Below are 17,396 nucleotides of genomic sequence, written 5' to 3' on the forward strand. Positions count from 1 at the left end.
GTTCTCAATTTCACGACATGGTTAAGTATAGCTTTCCGCGTATCGTGTTTAATTAGCGCCACAAGACGCGTATTATGCATGTCACTTTAGTATCAGGAGAAGAAAAGATGCCATCTTTCGATATCGTTTCCGAAGTCGAACTGCCGGAAGTGCGTAATGCGGTGGAGAATGCCAGCCGTGAGATCTCAACCCGTTTCGATTTCCGCAACGTGAGCGCCAGCATTGAGCTCAACGAAAAGAATGAGACCATCAAAATCACCAGCGAATCTGATTTCCAGGTTAAACAGCTGGTGGATATTTTGCGTGAAAAGCTGCTGAAACGCGGCATTGAAGGCGCAGCGATTGAAGTGCCAGAAGAGATCATCCACAGCGGTAAAAGCTGGAGCGTGGAAGCCAAGCTGAAAAAGGGTATCGAAAGCGATATCGCTAAAAAGCTGGTGAAGCTGATTAAAGACAGCAAGCTGAAAGTGCAAACGCAGATTCAGGGTGAAGAGTTGCGCGTGACCGGTAAATCACGCGACGATTTGCAGGGTGCGATGGCGCTGGTGCGCGGTGGCAACCTCGGCCAGCCGTTCCAGTTCAAAAACTTCCGCGATTAATCGCGTTTGTCGCGTGCGGCACGACGATAGAGCGTGCTGCGCGCAACACCTAATGCCTCCGCTGTTTTACTGATATTGCCATTAAAGCGTTGTAGCGTTTCGCTGATTAACCGCTCATCATGACGTTGTCTGTCCTCCACCGGTAGCACCGTTGCCCGTCGATACTCGGCCGGTAAATGCACATCGGTGACTTCTTCCCCTTCGTCCGCCAACGCCAGCAGCACGCGCAACAGACTGCGCAATTGACGCACGTTCCCCGGCCATGGCAATTGTGCCAGTGATGTCAGCAGTGCTGGGGAAAGCTGGATGTCGCGATCTGCGCCGCCCAACTCAATCCATAACCGACCAATAAAGTCTTCGATATCTGGCCAGGCACGCAACGGCGGGATGGTCATGGAAAATTCCTGCAAGCGATAGAGAAGATCCTCGCGGAACTCGCCTTCAGCCACACGCTGCGCCAAATCACGGTGCGTCGCGCAGATCACCGCAAAATTCACCGGCCAGCTGCGGCTGGAGCCGAGCGGCGCGACCTCTTTTTCCTGCAGGACGCGCAGCAAACGGGTTTGCAACGCCAGCGGCATATCACCGATTTCATCGAGAAACAGCACGCCACCATCCGCCTCGCGAATTTTACCGATATAGCCGTTTTTGCTGGCTCCGGTAAAGGCGCCAGGCTGATAACCAAACAACTCCGACTCAATCAACGCTTCCGGAATGGCGGCGCAGTTGATGGCGACGAACTTACCCTCGCGCCAGCGACTCTGCTGATGCAGCGCACGGCTGACATACTCTTTGCCGCTGCCGGTCTCACCGTGAATACACAACGACACACCGGCATTCATCAGACGCACCATTTTCTCGCCATCACGACCCAGCGAAAAGGGAAGATCGACGCTGGGTTCGCTCGGCGTAGCAAAGTGGGTGCGATGTGGCGCCCGCAGGCGGAAGTAGAAGCGCTGTTGTGCAAAATGAATCGGTAAAGGAATGGTGTTGGCCTGCTGCTCCAGTTGAGCAAACAGCTGCTGGAAAGTCAGGGTGCCCAGCTGCTCGGCGGTGAGATCCAGTTCACGCATCGCCAGGCGGTTAGCGGCGGTGAGTACATTATCGGAGAACACCAGCAGCAGCTCATCGCTGGTATCAATACCGTGCGGCTCAACGTGCAGGCTCATCAACCATTGCTGGGGATGCAGGCTCTGTTTTACCCACAAATACTCAATCTGTTTAGCGGCAGCCTTCACCCACTGGAAGGTTTGCGGATGCGGGAAGTGCGCCGGGCCGGAGATATCCAACACGCCCGCAATCTGACCGTTGGGCATCTGCAACGGCATGGCGGCGCAGTACAGCCCCTGATTCAGGGTGAGAAAATGCTGCTGGCCTTCAATTTCACAGCCATCGTCAATCGCCAGCGCGGTGCCAATCGCATTGGTGCCGCGCCCGCATTCGCTCCACAAATTACCCGGGGCGAGCGCAAATCGCTGTGCTTTCTCCATCGATTGCATGTCGCCAAAAGTATTCAACACCAGCCCGGTGGCATCAGAAAGGATCACCACGGATTGTTTTTCCGCCAGTTTCTGCGCCAGCTGTTTGATCACCGGCTGGGCGAACTGTTGTAGCCCGGCATTACTGGCCAGCACATCAGCCAGTTCGCCCTGACGGACGCGAGGGAAATCATCGGCGGTGCGGTCGAGACCATACAGCTGGCTACGAAACCAGGAGTCGCTCAAAAGCGGGTTGGTATTAACGGCAGACGCGGCTGAATTTCCCTGCATTGGTAACCTCATGCCTAAGCGAAAGTGTTGCAGCATTGTAGCGACTCGGTTTCTGCGGTGTTGCGATACGCAACACAGATGAGGATTTTGGTGGCAGAACCCGTGCGTTTTTAAGGGCTATTGGTTTTATAAATCGATGATAGATAAAACGATTTTTCGAAACTTCGCAAGCTGAAAAAAACTGGCACGGCCACTGCAATAGCTTATCAGGCAGCGGGCTGTTCAATCTGTTGACCCACAGGTTGCCGCTGCCAGCTAACAATAAACGACCCTACACGAAGGAGTTTGCGATGCGTTATGCACATCCCGGCACGCCCGGCGCTTTGGTCACCTTTAAAGCGACATACGGCAATTTTATTGCGGGCAAATTCACAGAGCCGCTCAGCGGCCAGTATTTCACTAACACCTCGCCTGTTGATGGCAGCGATATTGCGCAGTTTCCGCGTTCTGATGCGCGGGATATTGATTTAGCACTGGACGCTGCTCATCAGGCTGCTGACGCCTGGGGAAAAACCAGCGTGCAACACCGCGCCAATCTGCTGCTGCAGGTGGCCGACTGCATCGAACAAAATCTCGAAATGTTGTCTGTGGCGGAGAGCTGGGACAACGGCAAACCGATCCGCGAAACCCTCAATGCCGATCTGCCGCTGGCGGTGGATCATTTCCGCTACTTCGCCGGTTGTCTGCGTGCACAGGAAGGCAGTACCGCTGAGATCGATGAAACCACCGTCGCTTACCATTTCCATGAACCGCTGGGCGTGGTCGGACAAATCATCCCTTGGAACTTCCCGCTGTTAATGGCGGCGTGGAAACTGGCTCCCGCGCTGGCAGCCGGTAACTGCGTGGTGCTGAAACCGGCTGAGCAAACGCCACTGGCGATCACCTTGCTGATGGAGTTGATCGGCGATCTGTTCCCGGCGGGCGTGCTTAACGTGGTGCAGGGCTTTGGTCGTGAAGCGGGTGAAGCACTCGCCACCAGCAAACGTATCGCCAAAATTGCCTTCACCGGCTCTACGCCAGTGGGTCGTCATATCATGGCCTGCGCCGCTGAAAACATCATTCCCTGCACCGTCGAGCTGGGTGGCAAGTCGCCTAACATCTACTTTGCCGATGTGATGGAAGGTGAATCGGACTTTATCGAAAAAGCGGTGGAAGGGCTGGTGCTGGGCTTCTTCAATCAGGGAGAGGTCTGTACTTGTCCCTCACGTGCGCTGATCCATGAATCGATCTATGAGCCGTTTATGGCACGGGTGATGGATAAAGTGGCGAACATCCGCCGTGGCGATCCGCTGGATACTGACACCATGATCGGTGCTCAGGCTTCCCGTCAGCAATTCGACAAAATCCTGTCTTACATCAACATCGCGCGCGACGAAGGGGGGCAAATTCTTACCGGAGGCGATCGCGCCAGCGTCGCTGCGGAACTGGATAACGGATTCTATATCCAGCCAACCCTGATCAAAGGCACCAACCAGATGCGGTGTTTCCAGGAAGAGATTTTTGGGCCGGTGATCGGCATCACCACCTTTAAAGATGAAGCGGAAGCCTTGTCGATTGCCAACGAAACCCAGTTTGGCCTCGGTGCGGGTGTGTGGACGCGCGATACCAATCTGGCCTATCGCATGGGACGTGGCATCAAAGCCGGTCGCGTCTGGACCAACTGCTATCACATCTATCCTGCACACGCGGCCTTCGGTGGCTACAAGCAGTCTGGTGTGGGTCGTGAGACGCACAAGATGGCGCTGAGCGCCTACCAACAAACCAAAAATCTGCTGGTCAGCTATGGCACCGCGCCTTTGGGCCTGTTCTGAGTCTGCATCCGATCAAATGGAGAGTGAAAGATGAATATGCAAATCAAAACCACCATGAAAGCCGCTGTTGTTAAAGCCTTTGGCGAACCTTTAGTTATTGAGCAGGTACCGGTACCGCAAGTGGGACCGGGTCAGATCCTGGTGAAAATCGCCGCGACCGGCGTGTGCCATACCGACTTGCATGCCGCCGAAGGTGACTGGCCGATTAAACCTAATCCTCCGTTCATTCCTGGCCACGAAGGCGTAGGGCAGGTAGTGGCGCTGGGCGAAGGTGTGAAGCATTTAAAACTGGGCGATCGTGTGGGTGTGCCGTGGCTCTATTCCGCATGCGGTCACTGCGAGCACTGTCTGGATAGCTGGGAAACGCTGTGTCTGTCTCAACAGAACGCCGGGTATTCCGTGAACGGCAGCTTCGCCGAATATTGCCTCGCTGACGCTAATTATGTCGGCATCATTCCGGACAATATCGATTACAACGAAATCGCGCCAATTCTGTGTGCTGGTGTGACGGTGTACAAAGGCCTGAAAATGACCGATACCAAACCGGGTGACTGGGTAGTGGTGTCCGGTATTGGTGGTCTGGGCCATATGGCGGTGCAGTACGCGGTGGCGATGGGGCTGAATGTGGCTGCGGTGGACATCGACGATGAGAAGCTGGCCTTTGCCAAGCGTCTCGGTGCCAGCGTGGTGGCCAATGCGAAGAACGTCGATCCGGCTAAAGTGTTCCAGGAGAGTTTCGGTGGTGCGCATGGTGTACTGGTGACGGCAGTATCACCGAAGGCGTTTGAGCAGGCGATTGGGACGATGCGTCGAGGCGGTACTATGGTGCTGAACGGTCTGCCACCGGGCAAATTCGATCTGTCGATTTTCGATATGGTGCTGGACGGGATTACGGTGCGTGGCTCGATTGTCGGCACGCGTAAAGATCTGCAGGAAGCGTTGGATTTCGCTGGTCGTCATAAAGTGAAAGCCAACGTGGCGGTTGAACCGCTGACCAACATCAACGACATCTTTGCGCGTATGCATGCGGGTAAAATTGAAGGGCGTATCGTGGTGGATATGTCGTTGTAATGTTTTGCAGCGGCGTAATTTATCGCGCAATAAATTGCGCCGCTACAATGTGTGCAACCGCTTACTAACAGCTGGCGAGCAGCGCTTCGATCTCGACGCGGCTCGTCACTTTACTGTCGATCTTGATATAGGCGCTTTTCTCTTCCGGTACGATAAAGACTGAAGAGACACCCGGTTGCGCTTTCAAACGCTTTTCAAGGTTTGGCACCGCCAGCACAGCATCACTGAGCACCATGCGCAGGCTGCTGACATAAGGTGGCTCCTGCATCGACATCGCTACAAACAGCCACGCTGCCGCCACAATCGCGCCGACCAGAAACACGGTTTGCGCATCGAAGTGACCAAAAATCCAGCCGCCCATGCTGCCGCCAATCGCCACGCCGATAAACTGGCTGGTGGAGTAAATCCCCATCGCAGTGCCTTTATAGCCCGGCGGTGACTCTTTACTGATCAGAGAAGGCAGAATCGCTTCCATCACGTTGAAGGCCAGGAAGAAGAGTTGCACGCCAATCACCAGCGTCCAAAAATGGCCCACCGCGCCCCACAGCACAATTTCGGCGATAAGAATCAGTGCCACGCAACCGACAAACACGCGCTTCATGCGGCGCTTAACTTCGGCATAAATTATAAAAGGTACCACCGCCACAAATGCCACCAGCATGGTCACCAGATAAATTTTCCAATGCTCTGATGCCGGAAGACCGGCTTGCTCAAACTGACCCGGCAGGGCGACGAAACTCGACATCAGTAAAATGTGCAGGCAGAGAATGCCGATGTTGAGTTTTAACAGCCTCGGATTGGTGAGCACCGCACGGATGCTGCCTTTTACTATGCCGGACTCACGATTGAGTAAGTGATTAGGCGCGTTTGGCACCACCAGTAGCGTGATGACAATACCCAGGCTGGCAAGGATAGCGATCATCCAGAACAGGGCGTTCAGCCCTAATGCGTGGGTCACAATCGGTCCGACGACCATCGCAATCGCAAAGGTTACGCCAAAGCTGATGCCGATAAACGCCATCGCTTTAGTACGGTTCTGTTCGCGAGTGAGATCAGACAACAGCGCCATAACAGCAGCGGCAATCGCGCCAGAACCCTGCAGCGCACGACCCAGGATCACCCCCCAGATGGAGGTGGTCATGGCGGCGATCACGCTACCGAGAACAAAGATTAATAATCCGCCGACGATGAGCGGTTTGCGACCGACGCGATCGGAGAGCAGACCAAACGGAATCTGGAATAGGGCTTGCGCCAGACCATAGATGCCAATCGCCAGACCAATTAAGGTTTCACTGGCTCCCTGTAACGCCATACCGTAAGTGGTGAGAACCGGCAGGACCATAAACATTCCCAGCATGCGCAGGGAAAAAACTGTGCCTAAACCCCATGTAGCCCGAAGCTCTACTGGCGTCATTTTGTTATCGTTCATTCCAACCTCTGTAATTTTGCTGCTCTCATTTTAGGGAGCAGGGCAGGGCGGGTAAAACATTTGTTCTTAAGCAGTGGTAACAAAAAGAAAGGGCGCGAAATTCGCGCCCTTTCTGGTGTTGCGGAGCTGTATTACCAGACGTATGTCAGGAGATCTTTCGACGCTGGCGTCATGAAATCTACCGACATCATCACGCTCAGTGCAGTGATAGCGACAATCGAGAACACAAACAGCTTACGCGCCCAAACTTTGTCGTTTGAGGTTTTGTAACCTGAGAGTGCCATGCCCAGCCACCACACGCTAACCGCTGCTGCGACAACCAGATACTTATAGCCCGCATAACCGCCGAGTGTCAGCATCAAGGTGGCAATCATAAACGCCAGGATATACAGCGTAATATGATTTTTGGCCACAGAGATGCCTTTCACGACCGGCAGAACCGGGATATTGGCCGCCTGATAATCTTTGAAGCGGAAAATCGCAATCGCGTACGAGTGCGGCATCTGCCACAGGCTAAAAATAGCCAGCAAGATCAAGGCACCAGCATCAAACTGGTTGGTCACCGCACAGTAGCCAATGACGGGTGGCGCTGCACCAGAGAGGCTACCAATCAGCGTGCCATAGACGGAGTTACGCTTCATATACAGGCTATAAACGCCCACATAGACGACGAAGCCCATCACCGCCAGCCACATGGCCAGCGGGTTAGCACCGAAATACAGCAGCGCAAAGCCAGCAATACCCAATGCGGTTGCATAAACCAGGCTTACTTTCGCCGAGATCAGGCCTTTGACCAGAACACGGTTCCGCGTTCTCTCCATTTTGATGTCGATATCGCGGTCAATCACGTTGTTGAATACACAACCTGATGCGACAACCAGCGAAACGCCTACCAGTGAATAGAGAAATAGGGGGTAATCAATGCTGCCTTTCGAGGCCAGCAAGAATCCACCGATCACAGAAATTAAGTTGCCGAAAATAATTCCTGGTTTTGTTACTTGCAGGTATTGCTTAATCATTACGTGTGACTCTTTAGTCGGCCATCATGTTGTAGTTGAGGTTCCACATGATCCACAGTGAGCCCACGACAACAATCAGAATGATGAGTGCTGAGAAGACTATCGCCACCATGTTCCAGCCACCTTCTGATTTGCTGTCCAGGTGCAGGAAGTAAACCAGGTGAACCAGCACCTGAATTACCGCACACACCAGAACCACAGCCAGAATCGTGCCGTGAGATGCGCCGCCATCCATTACCATCCAGAACGGAATACCGGTCAGGATGATAGAGAGGATGAAGCCGATCATGTAAGACTTCACGCTACCGTGAGAAGCGCCATGTTCGTTAACTGAATGACTCATTACATGGCTCCCATCAGATAGACAACGGTGAATACGCAGATCCAAACCACATCCAGGAAGTGCCAGAACAAGCTCAGGCACATGATACGGGTGCGGTTGGTTGCAGTCAGACCACGTTTAGAAATCTGGAACATCATCACAGCCATCCAGATCAGGCCTGAGGTCACGTGCAGACCGTGGGTACCGACCAGCGTAAAGAACGCTGACAGGAAGCCACTGCGGTCAGGACCGAAGCCTTCTTTGATCAGGTGATGGAATTCATAGATTTCCATGCCGATGAATCCAGCACCGAACAGGAAGGTCAATGCCAACCAGCTGATGACTGAACCTTTGTTCTGGTTGTTCATCGCAATCACTGCCATTCCATAAGTAATGGAACTGAGCAGCAGCAGCGCGGTTTCAACCAGCACAAACGGCAGTTCAAAGATGTCTTTACCTGCCGGGCCACCGGCAGTGTTATTGACCATGACAGCATAGGTCGCAAACAGGGTTGCGAAGATAATGCAGTCACTCATCAGGTAGATCCAGAAGCCAAAGACTTTATTGGCTCCTGCATCGTGATGCCCATGCTCCGCATGGGCGTCGTGGTGATGTTTTGCAGTTTCAGTTGACATTATTTCAGACCTGCTTTGCTGATTTCGTCAAAGTGCTTCTTCTCGATCTGCTCAACTTCAGCAACCGGAACGTAGTAATCCACGTCTTCGTCGAAGCTCTTCACAATCCAGGTCACTACTGTGGCCAGGAAGGTAAGGCCAGCCAGCCACCAGATGTGCCAGATCATCGCGAAACCAAAGATGGTCATGAACGCTGCGATAACAATGGCTGCGCCGCTGTTTTTCGGCATATGAATTTCTTCATATTTTTCTGGTTGCTTGTACGCTTCGCCTTTCTCTTTCATTTCCCAGAACGCATCGCGCTCGTGGATTTCAGGGATAACAGCAAAGTTGTAGAACGGCGGCGGTGAAGAGGTTGCCCACTCCAGCGTACGACCACCCCACGGGTCACCGGTCAGATCGCGGTTCTGGTCGCGGTCACGCACAGAAACGTAGAACTGAGTCAGCTGGCACAAGATACCGCATGCAATCAGTGCCGCACCGCCTGCTGCAACAACCAGCAGTGAGTGGAACTGTGGATCGATGTCCTGGCTGATACGACGGGTCATACCCATGAAGCCCAGGGCATACAGCGGCATAAAGGCTACGAAGAAACCAATGATCCAGAACCAGAATGCACGGATACCCCATTTTTCGTTCAGGGTGAAGCCGAATGCTTTAGGGAACCAGTAGGTCACGCCAGCCATACAACCGAACACCACACCACCGATAATTACGTTATGGAAGTGTGCAATCAGGAACAGGCTGTTGTGCAGAATGAAGTCTGCGCCTGGAACTGCCAGCAGAACACCGGTCATACCACCGATAGAGAAGGTGACCAGGAAGCCGATAGTCCACAGCATCGCTGAGTGGAACTCAACGCGACCCTGATACATGGTGAACAGCCAGTTGAAGATTTTCACGCCGGTCGGAATCGCGATGATCATAGTCATAATACCGAAGAAGGCGTTAACGTTCGCACCGGCACCCATGGTGAAGAAGTGGTGCAGCCAAACGATGAACGACAGAACGGTAATCGCGATGGTCGCCCACACCAGAGAGGTGTAACCGAACAGACGCTTTTTGGAGAAGGTTGCAGTGACTTCCGCGAACACACCAAAGACTGGCAGTACGAGGATGTATACTTCCGGGTGACCCCAGACCCAAATCAGGTTGACGTACATCATCATGTTACCGCCCATTTCATTGGTAAAGAAATGGAAGCCGAGGTAACGGTCAAGTGTCAACAGTGCCAACGTTACGGTCAGGACCGGGAACGCAGCGATGATCAGGACGTTAGTACACAGTGATGCCCAGGTGAAAACAGGCATTTTGAACAGGTCCATGCCCGGTGCACGCATCTTCAGAATGGTCACGAAGAAGTTGATACCGGTCAGTGTCGTACCGATACCGGATAGCTGGAGACTCCAGATCCAATAATCGACCCCGACGCCAGGACTGTATTCCGCGCCCGAAAGTGGTGGATAAGCCAACCAGCCAGTCTGTGCGAACTCGCCCACACCCAGAGACAAGTTAACCAGGATCACACCGATCGCGGTAAACCAGAAGCTCAGGTTGTTCAGGAACGGGAAGGCAACGTCACGTGCACCGATTTGCAGCGGTACCGCGATGTTCATCAGACCTACCACGAAAGGCATCGCCACGAAGAAGATCATGATCACGCCGTGAGCGGTGAAGATCTGGTCGTAGTGATGCGGTGGTAATATGCCGGCTTCACCTGCGGAAGCCATCACTTGTTGGGTACGCATCATTACCGCATCGGCAAAGCCGCGCAGCAGCATGACGAAAGCCATGATGATGTACATGATACCCAGTTTTTTGTGGTCGATGGAGGTGAACCATTCTGACCACAGGTACTGCCACTTACCAAAATAAGTAATCGCGGCAACCAGTGCCAGACCACCTAAGATGATAGCGGCAACCGTAACCACGATAATGGGTTCGTGGTATGGCACTGCATCCAGTGTTAATTTTCCTAACATCGTATTATTCCTCGGCTCCCGCAGTAGCGGCGTGATTCATGTCCATGCCTTTGTGCTCTGACATGTCCATTTTCCCGTGGCTCATCATGAACTTATCAATAACTTGCTTGAACAGTTCTGGATTCGCAGTTGAGAAATATTCCACCGGGTGATTTTCGCTTGGCGCAGCCAGTTTTTCGAAATCATCCATAGTGGTCAGCGCGTTAGGTGCCGCTTTAACTTTGGCAACCCACTGCTGGAATTCCGCATCGTCTTTGGTTGCAATGGCTTTGAACTTCATACCAGAGAAACCGCGACCACTGAAGTTCGCAGAGATACCGTCGAATGTTCCTGGCTCATTGGCGATGAGATGCAGTTTAGTCTGCATACCGGCCATGGCGTAAATCTGGCTGCCAAGCGTAGGAATAAAGAAGGAGTTCATAACGGAGTTGGACGTGATCTTGAAGTTCACCGGAGTATTTGCCGGGAAGGCAATCTGGTTCACGGTTGCGATACCCTGTTCTGGGTAAATGAACAGCCATTTCCAGTCCAGCGCGACAACATCGATCTCAATCGGCTTCACATCAGAAACAAGCGGTTTGCTCGGTTCCAGTGCGTGGGTCGATTTCCAGGTCAGCACGCCGAGGAAGATAATGATCAGGATCGGAATGGTCCAGACCACGGCTTCCACTTTGTTAGAGTGTGACCAGTTAGGGCTATATGTTGCATTAGTATTTGTTGCCCGATATTTCCAGGCAAAGAATACCGCCATGAAGACTGCCGGGATAACCACGATCATCATCAAGCCGAAAGCTGTCAGAATCAACGAACGTTGCTCCAGTGCAATCTGTCCTTTGGGATTTAACAACGCACTATCACAGCCACTGAGTAATACAGCGCCTGCTATTAATGACAAAATCCCCAAACTTTTATTGTATTTACTGAGTCTCATTTAACGACCTCAATGACAAAGGGCTCTATTGTCGTTTAAGTGTGCGCGCATTTTACGGGAAGGTTTATGCAGTGTAAACCAGCTTAAGGATGTGTCAGAAGGCTGTTGACACCTTTTGCTAAGGGTGTCACAGATGTTGCGCAGGGTGACAAATTATTAATTGCGACAAGCAGTTGGCGTCAATATAACAAAAATCAATGATAGAAACCGCAGAAAAATCAGGGAAAGCATAAACCGTACTCTTAATGCTCATTTATTTAACAATTATGTAGCATTTGGGTGATGACTTTTCTACAAAGTAATTGCGCACCGGATTTAAATATAATCTAAGGATGTTAATTTAATGTTTCTTTTTCGCGATGAAAAAAATGCTATTCGTTAAAATGAGTTCGTTGTTATTTTTTTAGCCAAATATTTAGCGGCTGGCAAATTATCATTACTTAACTCAGATTTTTTCCCGGAATTTTTCTTAACGCCAGACAATCCAGAATCACACCCAGCGCCACAGCCATCAGTGCCAGCGCCATGCCCAACTCAAAAAGCGGTGTCAGCAAGGCATTGACATGCCAGATGTCCGCTGCATTCAGTGCCAGCAGCACTAACCAGAGCGCCAGCAGGCCACAACCGGTGCTAAACAGGCGTACTGTCCAGCGATAACCTTGTGGCCACAGGCTCCGCATGACAAAACGCCCATCCTGCTGAATGGCGTGCAGAGTGCCGCGACTAATCCACAACAGCAATAAGCCAGGCACGCCAGCAAAGACGGTGAAAGCGTAGAAGGTCGGCCAGCCCCACAGCTCAACCAGCCATCCCGCTGCAGGTCCCACATAGACACGCCCAACGGCAGAAAGGGCAGAGAGCAGGGCAAACTGCGTCGCGGAAAACGATTTGTTGCACAGCGTCATCAGCAGCGCAACAAAGGCGGCGGTGCCCATCCCTCCGCAAAGGTTCTCAATGAACACGGCGCTGGCCATGCTCCATAAATGAGGTGGCGTCACGGCCAGTAGCCAATAAGCGAAGTTGGAAACCGCCTGAAGAATGCCGAAAATCATTAGCGCGCGGAACAGGCTCAGGCGCTGCATCAGCACGCCGCCGTACAGCGCACCAATAATGGTTGCCAGCAATCCCAACGTTTTATTCACCAGCCCTACATCGCCCGCGCTGAAACCCACGCCGCGAATCAGGAAAGTGGTGGTGAGTGATGCAGCAAAAGCATCACCCAGCTTATAAAGGATGATGAGGGTGATCAGCAGCCAGGCATTGTTGCGCAGGAAAAAATCTTTCAGCGGGAACGATACGGCCTGACGCAGGGTGTGCGGCTCACGCGCAGGTGTCGCGGGCTCTTTAGCCAGCAATGTCGCAATCAACCCTGGAAGCATTAATAGCGCCATTAACCAGTATGTTGCCTGCCAGCCGAGATAACGATCGGCCAGCCACAGCGCCAGGCCGCCTGAAATCAGCATCGCCAGGCGATAACCCAGCACGGTAATTGCCGCGCCGCTACCACGCTCTTCTGGTGGCAGCACATCGGTCTTCCAGGCATCAAACACGATGTCTTGCGAAGCTGAACAGAAGGCCACCAGCACGGCCAGGGCAGCCAGCAGCGTCAGGTCGTGCGAGGGCTGCATAAAGCCCATGGCGACAATTCCCGCGATCAGCGCGAGTTGAGTGACCAGCAGCCAGCCACGACGACGACCAAGAAATGGCGGGGTATAGCGATCCATCATCGGCGACCACAGGAACTTAAATACATAAGCCTGGCCGACAAGGGAGAAGAAACCGATGGTTTTCAGGTCGACATTCTCTACGGTCATCCACGCCTGCAAAGTCCCGGCTGTGAGTGCTAAAGGCAGTCCGGAAGCAAAGCCGAGCAACAGCAATACGGCGGCATTACGTTGGGTGAAAATGCGCAGATAGTGAGAAGTCATAACCAACCTGAAATGATGCCCGGCCAAAGATGACCGGGCAGAATAGCTGAGGAATTAGCGGGCGTTCTGTTTAATGAATTCGTGAACGCTGGTGTCCTGTGCCATATCAGCAATCACGTCACTCAGGGTAGAGTTGACCGCGTTGGTGATCTTCGCGTTAGTGGCGGTAAATGCGCCTTCTACGCTGTATGTCTGACGATAGTTTTTAACCTGCTTGTTACCGTTTTTCGCGGTCGCAATGATGGAAATGTCAGCCTTGGTGGTAATGCTGTAACGCACGTTACCTTGTGTCACATCAGCGTAAAGACCATTGACGACAATCTGCAGGTCAACCGCACCGTTAGGTCCGATCATGTAACCGCGTGATGTCATCTGCTTCTCCAGCACTTCCTGTAACAGGAAACGCAGATCGCGGGATGGCGTTAAAGTGACTAACTGGCCGTCACGATTCACTTTTGCCAGTGCCTGATCGGAACGCTGATCGGCACCGTTAACGCTGATGGTCGCACCCATCAGACCAGGATCTTGCTGTGGCAGCTGGATCTTAGGCTGAATGTTCAGGGTGGTGTTATTGCTGGCGCAGCCGGCCAAAATAAAAGCAGCCAGCAGAGGGAATAACAGTTTTTTCAACATACTCATTCTCGTTAGCATATGGGTTGGTTTGCAAAACTGCGGCCATCATAGCATTGCGCGACGGCGAAAAAAGCCCCGTGCCAGTGGAAATTGATTGTAAAGGCTTTTTTCGGACAGACGGTCACTTAACAGCGTTGACCTGACGAATGAGCCCGTTAAGATGCGCAGCAGATCAGGATTTATTTCCGGCTCGCCTGCGGGTTGGGCAAAAAACCTACTAATATTTAAACAGATGGGCACAGCGCTCGCCGTTGAGGAGAGTTAACAATGATTCGCGAACAAATAGAAGAAAAGCTGCGTAAGGCGTTCGAACCTGCACATCTCGAAGTGCATGATGAGAGCTACCGTCATAACGTGCCCGCTGGTTCTGAAAGTCACTTTAAAGTGGTGATTGTCAGCGATGTGTTTACCGGCCAACGATTCCTGCAGCGTCATCGTGCCATTTATGGCGAATTGACCGAAGAGTTAGCAGGGAGCGTGCACGCGCTGGCGCTGCACACTTACACGCAAAAAGAGTGGGATGGATTACAAGATACCGTACTGGCATCACCTAACTGTCGGGGTGCCGGCACCCTCGCCTGAGTTCACACTTCATCCTCTCTCAAAACGGCCTGCGGGCCGTTTTCTTTTCATTAATTACCCTTAAACGCGATCCATGGCGCAAAAAAGCAGCAAAACCGCTAAAAAGTGGTGAGTTTGCAGCCTCGACTCATTCCAGCGATGTCGCTATAATGCTGCGTCTATTTTTCCGGAATGTCTTCGGGACGCTTCTGGTGACAGGGATTAGGTTCTGCCTGCAGAGGCCGTCCCGGTTGTTGGATACGGCGCATTTAATGTGTGGTGTCTGAAGTTGACCGAGCACGTGATTTTTTGAGGTAACAAGATGACAGTTTCAGTAGAAACCACTCAGGGTCTGGGCCGTCGCATTTCGATTACTGTTCCAGCGGACAGCATCGAAAGCGCAGTGAAGAAAGAACTGGTGGAAGTAGCTAAGAAAGTCCGTATCGACGGTTTCCGTAAAGGCAAAGTGCCGGCACACATCATTTCTCAGCGCTACGGTGCTTCTGTTCGCCAGGACGTGCTGGGCGAGCTGATGACGCGCAACTTCGTTGACGCCATCATCAAAGAGAAAATCAACCCAGCTGGCGCACCGAACTACGTGCCAGGTGAGTATAAAGAAGGTGAAGATTTCACTTACGCGGTTGAGTTCGAAGTGTATCCAGAAGTTGAGCTGAAAGGCCTGGACGCTATCGAAGTTGAGAAGCCAGTGGTTGAAGTCACCGATGCTGACGTTGATACCATGCTGGAAACCCTGCAGAAGCAGCAGGCGACCTGGAAAGAGAGCGATGCAGCAGCTACTGCTGAAGATCGCGCAACCATCGACTTCTCCGGTTCTGTAGACGGCGAAGAGTTCGAAGGCGGCAAAGCGTCTGACTTCGTACTGGCGATGGGCCAGGGTCGTATGATCCCAGGCTTCGAAGAAGGTGTTGTTGGCCACAAAGCGGGCGAAACCTTCACTATCGACGTGAAATTCCCAGACGATTACCACGCTGAAACCCTGAAAGGGAAAGACGCGAAGTTCGAAATCGTGCTGAAGAAAGTGGAAACTCGCGAACTGCCAGAGCTGACTGAAGAGTTCATCAAACGCTTCGGCGTTGAAGATGGTTCAGTGGCCGGTCTGCGTGCAGAAGTGCGTAAGAACATGGATCGTGAGCTGAAAGGCGCTATCCGTAACCGCGTTAAGTCTCAGGCGATTGATGGTCTGGTTGAAGCCAACGACATCGACGTGCCAGTCGCGTTGATCGACAGCGAAATCGACGTTCTGCGTCGCCAGGCTGCTCAGCGTTTTGGTGGCAACGAGAAGCAAGCTTTCGAACTGCCACGTGAGCTGTTCGAAGAGCAGGCTAAACGTCGCGTTGTTGTCGGTCTGCTGCTGGGCGAAGTGATTCGCATCAACGAGCTGAAAGCTGACGAAGACCGCGTTAAAGCGCTGATCGAAGAGATGGCTTCTGCGTACGAAGATCCGCAGGAAGTGATCGAGTTCTACAGCAAGAATAACGAGCTGATGAACAACATGCGCAACGTTGCGCTGGAAGAGCAGGCTGTTGAAGCGGTTCTGGCGAAAGCTAAAGTGACCGATAAAGCAACCAACTTCCAGGAACTGATGAACCAGACCTCAGCGGCCTGATTCTTTAGTTAACCGAAAGTGCGAAGCCCGCGACTGAAAAGTCGCGGGCTTTTTCGTTTTGAGGCGTTAACCGCACAGATTTGTCCTCTATTTGCCTAATTAATCGGCAAATTGTTCGCTAAGCTCTTTTTCCGTGTTAGCGAATGGGCAAAAGGTTGTTATGCTTGAAACAACTGGCCAGCATCCCCAGATACAGGGAGCATGCATGAAAACAGTGAGACTGGCTGATTAACCGTCCTGTTATGTCGGAGTGAGAGGGCAGCGCATAGTTTTCCCGACGCGCCTCACGTAATATCGGTACAGAATGTTGCCAATGAAATTTATCAGGAGACGGTAATGTCATACAGTGGCGATCGTGAATTTACTGCACCGCACATGGCGCTGGTGCCAATGGTGGTCGAACAAACCTCGCGCGGCGAGCGTTCATACGACATCTACTCCCGCCTGCTCAAAGAGCGTGTGATCTTCCTGACCGGCCAGGTTGAAGATCATATGGCCAACCTGATCGTGGCACAGATGCTGTTTCTGGAAGCTGAGAATCCTGAAAAAGACATTTATCTCTACATTAACTCGCCAGGCGGCGTGATTACTGCCGGGATGTCGATTTATGACACCATGAAATTCATCAAGCCGGACGTCAGCACCATTTGTATGGGTCAGGCTTGTTCAATGGGTGCGTTCCTGCTGACCGCAGGCACGAAAGGCAAGCGTTTCTGCCTGCCTAACTCCCGCGTCATGATTCACCAGCCGCTGGGCGGCTATCAGGGCCAGGCGACGGATATTGAAATCCATGCGCGTGAAATTCTGAAAGTGAAGCAGCGTATGAATGAATTGATGGCTGAACACACCGGCAAATCACTGGAAGAGATCGAACGCGATACCGAACGCGATCGTTTCCTCTCTGCCAGCGAAGCGGTAGAGTATGGCTTGGTCGATTCCATCCTGACGCATCGCCAATAAGACACATCTGGCTGCCCCTTACGCTATAGTTAACGGGGCAGGTAGTTGGGTTGAATGAATACGGCCGTTGATGTACGGCCAGTGCCGTACACCAAATTGAGTCTGAGAAAGAAAAGAGG

15 protein-coding genes are annotated in these 17,396 nt (G+C 52.5%); 6 read left to right on the forward strand and 9 right to left on the reverse strand.

Features of this window, described 5'->3' with window-relative positions:
- The first annotated feature begins 107 nt into the window (after positions 1 to 107).
- Positions 108 to 599, forward strand: a complete 492-nt coding sequence (locus ACXI0A_RS06140) for a YajQ family cyclic di-GMP-binding protein (RefSeq protein WP_034831052.1) — start codon at positions 108 to 110, stop codon at positions 597 to 599.
- Here ACXI0A_RS06140 and ACXI0A_RS06145 read toward each other — a convergent pair.
- On the reverse strand, positions 596 to 2,368 hold the full coding sequence (locus ACXI0A_RS06145) for a sigma-54-dependent Fis family transcriptional regulator (RefSeq protein ID WP_224934144.1): 1,773 nt from the start codon (positions 2,366 to 2,368) through the stop codon (positions 596 to 598). The genes ACXI0A_RS06140 and ACXI0A_RS06145 overlap by 4 nt on opposite strands.
- 290 nt (positions 2,369 to 2,658) lie before the next feature.
- Here ACXI0A_RS06145 and exaC point away from each other — a divergent pair, with 290 nt between their 5' ends.
- Both exaC and adhP read left to right on the forward strand, forming a co-directional pair.
- Positions 2,659 to 4,179: an acetaldehyde dehydrogenase ExaC gene (gene exaC / locus ACXI0A_RS06150; protein ID WP_476149866.1), complete on the forward strand. Its 1,521-nt coding sequence runs from the start codon at positions 2,659 to 2,661 to the stop codon at positions 4,177 to 4,179.
- 30 nt (positions 4,180 to 4,209) lie between these two features.
- Complete coding sequence (adhP, locus tag ACXI0A_RS06155; protein WP_414004107.1) at positions 4,210 to 5,250, forward strand: alcohol dehydrogenase AdhP; 1,041 nt, start codon at positions 4,210 to 4,212, stop codon at positions 5,248 to 5,250.
- Between the two features lie 64 nt (positions 5,251 to 5,314).
- Here the strand turns inward: adhP and ACXI0A_RS06160 are convergent, their stop codons facing one another.
- The 8 genes from ACXI0A_RS06160 to ACXI0A_RS06195 form a co-directional block, all read right to left on the reverse strand.
- The gene (locus ACXI0A_RS06160) at positions 5,315 to 6,679 is read right to left on the reverse strand and encodes an MFS transporter (RefSeq protein WP_224934142.1); all 1,365 of its coding nucleotides are present in this window, start codon (positions 6,677 to 6,679) and stop codon (positions 5,315 to 5,317) included.
- Between the two features lie 131 nt (positions 6,680 to 6,810).
- Complete coding sequence (cyoE, locus tag ACXI0A_RS06165; RefSeq protein ID WP_200573283.1) at positions 6,811 to 7,698, reverse strand: heme o synthase; 888 nt, start codon at positions 7,696 to 7,698, stop codon at positions 6,811 to 6,813.
- Positions 7,699 to 7,711: 13 nt separating this feature from the next.
- Positions 7,712 to 8,041, reverse strand: coding sequence for a cytochrome o ubiquinol oxidase subunit IV (locus ACXI0A_RS06170; RefSeq protein ID WP_200573281.1), 330 nt, complete (start codon positions 8,039 to 8,041; stop codon positions 7,712 to 7,714).
- Positions 8,041 to 8,655: a cytochrome o ubiquinol oxidase subunit III gene (locus ACXI0A_RS06175; protein ID WP_007886985.1), complete on the reverse strand. Its 615-nt coding sequence runs from the start codon at positions 8,653 to 8,655 to the stop codon at positions 8,041 to 8,043. The genes ACXI0A_RS06170 and ACXI0A_RS06175 overlap by 1 nt, the downstream gene beginning before the upstream one ends.
- Positions 8,655 to 10,637, reverse strand: coding sequence for a cytochrome o ubiquinol oxidase subunit I (cyoB, locus tag ACXI0A_RS06180; RefSeq protein WP_224934141.1), 1,983 nt, complete (start codon positions 10,635 to 10,637; stop codon positions 8,655 to 8,657). Before cyoB ends, ACXI0A_RS06175 begins: the two co-directional genes overlap by 1 nt.
- A gap of 4 nt (positions 10,638 to 10,641) precedes the next feature.
- Entirely contained in the window at positions 10,642 to 11,568 is a 927-nt protein-coding gene (gene cyoA, locus ACXI0A_RS06185; RefSeq protein ID WP_200573279.1) for a cytochrome o ubiquinol oxidase subunit II, read from the reverse strand.
- Positions 11,569 to 12,008: 440 nt separating this feature from the next.
- Complete coding sequence (ampG, locus tag ACXI0A_RS06190; RefSeq protein WP_476149862.1) at positions 12,009 to 13,496, reverse strand: muropeptide MFS transporter AmpG; 1,488 nt, start codon at positions 13,494 to 13,496, stop codon at positions 12,009 to 12,011.
- A 54-nt stretch (positions 13,497 to 13,550) separates the two neighbouring features.
- Entirely contained in the window at positions 13,551 to 14,129 is a 579-nt protein-coding gene (locus tag ACXI0A_RS06195; protein ID WP_476149861.1) for a YajG family lipoprotein, read from the reverse strand.
- Positions 14,130 to 14,396: 267 nt separating this feature from the next.
- On the opposite strand from ACXI0A_RS06195, the gene bolA reads away from it, so the two are divergent.
- The 3 genes from bolA (at position 14,397) to clpP (ending at position 17,277) form a co-directional block, all read left to right on the forward strand.
- On the forward strand, positions 14,397 to 14,711 hold the full coding sequence (gene bolA, locus ACXI0A_RS06200; RefSeq protein WP_034828103.1) for a transcriptional regulator BolA: 315 nt from the start codon (positions 14,397 to 14,399) through the stop codon (positions 14,709 to 14,711).
- 301 nt (positions 14,712 to 15,012) lie between these two features.
- Positions 15,013 to 16,317, forward strand: coding sequence for a trigger factor (gene tig, locus ACXI0A_RS06205; protein ID WP_200573274.1), 1,305 nt, complete (start codon positions 15,013 to 15,015; stop codon positions 16,315 to 16,317).
- Between the two features lie 336 nt (positions 16,318 to 16,653).
- Positions 16,654 to 17,277 (forward strand): ATP-dependent Clp endopeptidase proteolytic subunit ClpP, encoded by a 624-nt coding sequence (clpP, locus tag ACXI0A_RS06210; protein ID WP_008103933.1) that lies wholly within the window; start codon positions 16,654 to 16,656, stop codon positions 17,275 to 17,277.
- Positions 17,278 to 17,396 lie beyond the last annotated feature (119 nt).

Source organism: Pantoea sp. C1E2, from assembly GCF_056491465.1.

Excerpts from the sequence above, each read along its gene's own strand:
- ACXI0A_RS06195 (WP_476149861.1), bottom strand. The coding sequence starts at position 14,129 with ATGTTGAAAAAACTGTTATTCCCTCTGCTGGCTGCTTTTATTTTGGCC.
- bolA (WP_034828103.1), top strand. The coding sequence starts at position 14,397 with ATGATTCGCGAACAAATAGAAGAAAAGCTGCGTAAGGCGTTCGAACCT.
- cyoB (WP_224934141.1), bottom strand. The coding sequence starts at position 10,637 with ATGTTAGGAAAATTAACACTGGATGCAGTGCCATACCACGAACCCATT.
- ampG (WP_476149862.1), bottom strand. The coding sequence starts at position 13,496 with ATGACTTCTCACTATCTGCGCATTTTCACCCAACGTAATGCCGCCGTA.
- cyoA (WP_200573279.1), bottom strand. The coding sequence starts at position 11,568 with ATGAGACTCAGTAAATACAATAAAAGTTTGGGGATTTTGTCATTAATA.
- clpP (WP_008103933.1), top strand. The coding sequence starts at position 16,654 with ATGTCATACAGTGGCGATCGTGAATTTACTGCACCGCACATGGCGCTG.
- exaC (WP_476149866.1), top strand. The coding sequence starts at position 2,659 with ATGCGTTATGCACATCCCGGCACGCCCGGCGCTTTGGTCACCTTTAAA.
- ACXI0A_RS06175 (WP_007886985.1), bottom strand. The coding sequence starts at position 8,655 with ATGTCAACTGAAACTGCAAAACATCACCACGACGCCCATGCGGAGCAT.
- cyoE (WP_200573283.1), bottom strand. The coding sequence starts at position 7,698 with ATGATTAAGCAATACCTGCAAGTAACAAAACCAGGAATTATTTTCGGC.
- ACXI0A_RS06170 (WP_200573281.1), bottom strand. The coding sequence starts at position 8,041 with ATGAGTCATTCAGTTAACGAACATGGCGCTTCTCACGGTAGCGTGAAG.
- ACXI0A_RS06145 (WP_224934144.1), bottom strand. The coding sequence starts at position 2,368 with ATGCAGGGAAATTCAGCCGCGTCTGCCGTTAATACCAACCCGCTTTTG.
- ACXI0A_RS06160 (WP_224934142.1), bottom strand. The coding sequence starts at position 6,679 with ATGAACGATAACAAAATGACGCCAGTAGAGCTTCGGGCTACATGGGGT.
- ACXI0A_RS06140 (WP_034831052.1), top strand. The coding sequence starts at position 108 with ATGCCATCTTTCGATATCGTTTCCGAAGTCGAACTGCCGGAAGTGCGT.
- adhP (WP_414004107.1), top strand. The coding sequence starts at position 4,210 with ATGAATATGCAAATCAAAACCACCATGAAAGCCGCTGTTGTTAAAGCC.
- tig (WP_200573274.1), top strand. The coding sequence starts at position 15,013 with ATGACAGTTTCAGTAGAAACCACTCAGGGTCTGGGCCGTCGCATTTCG.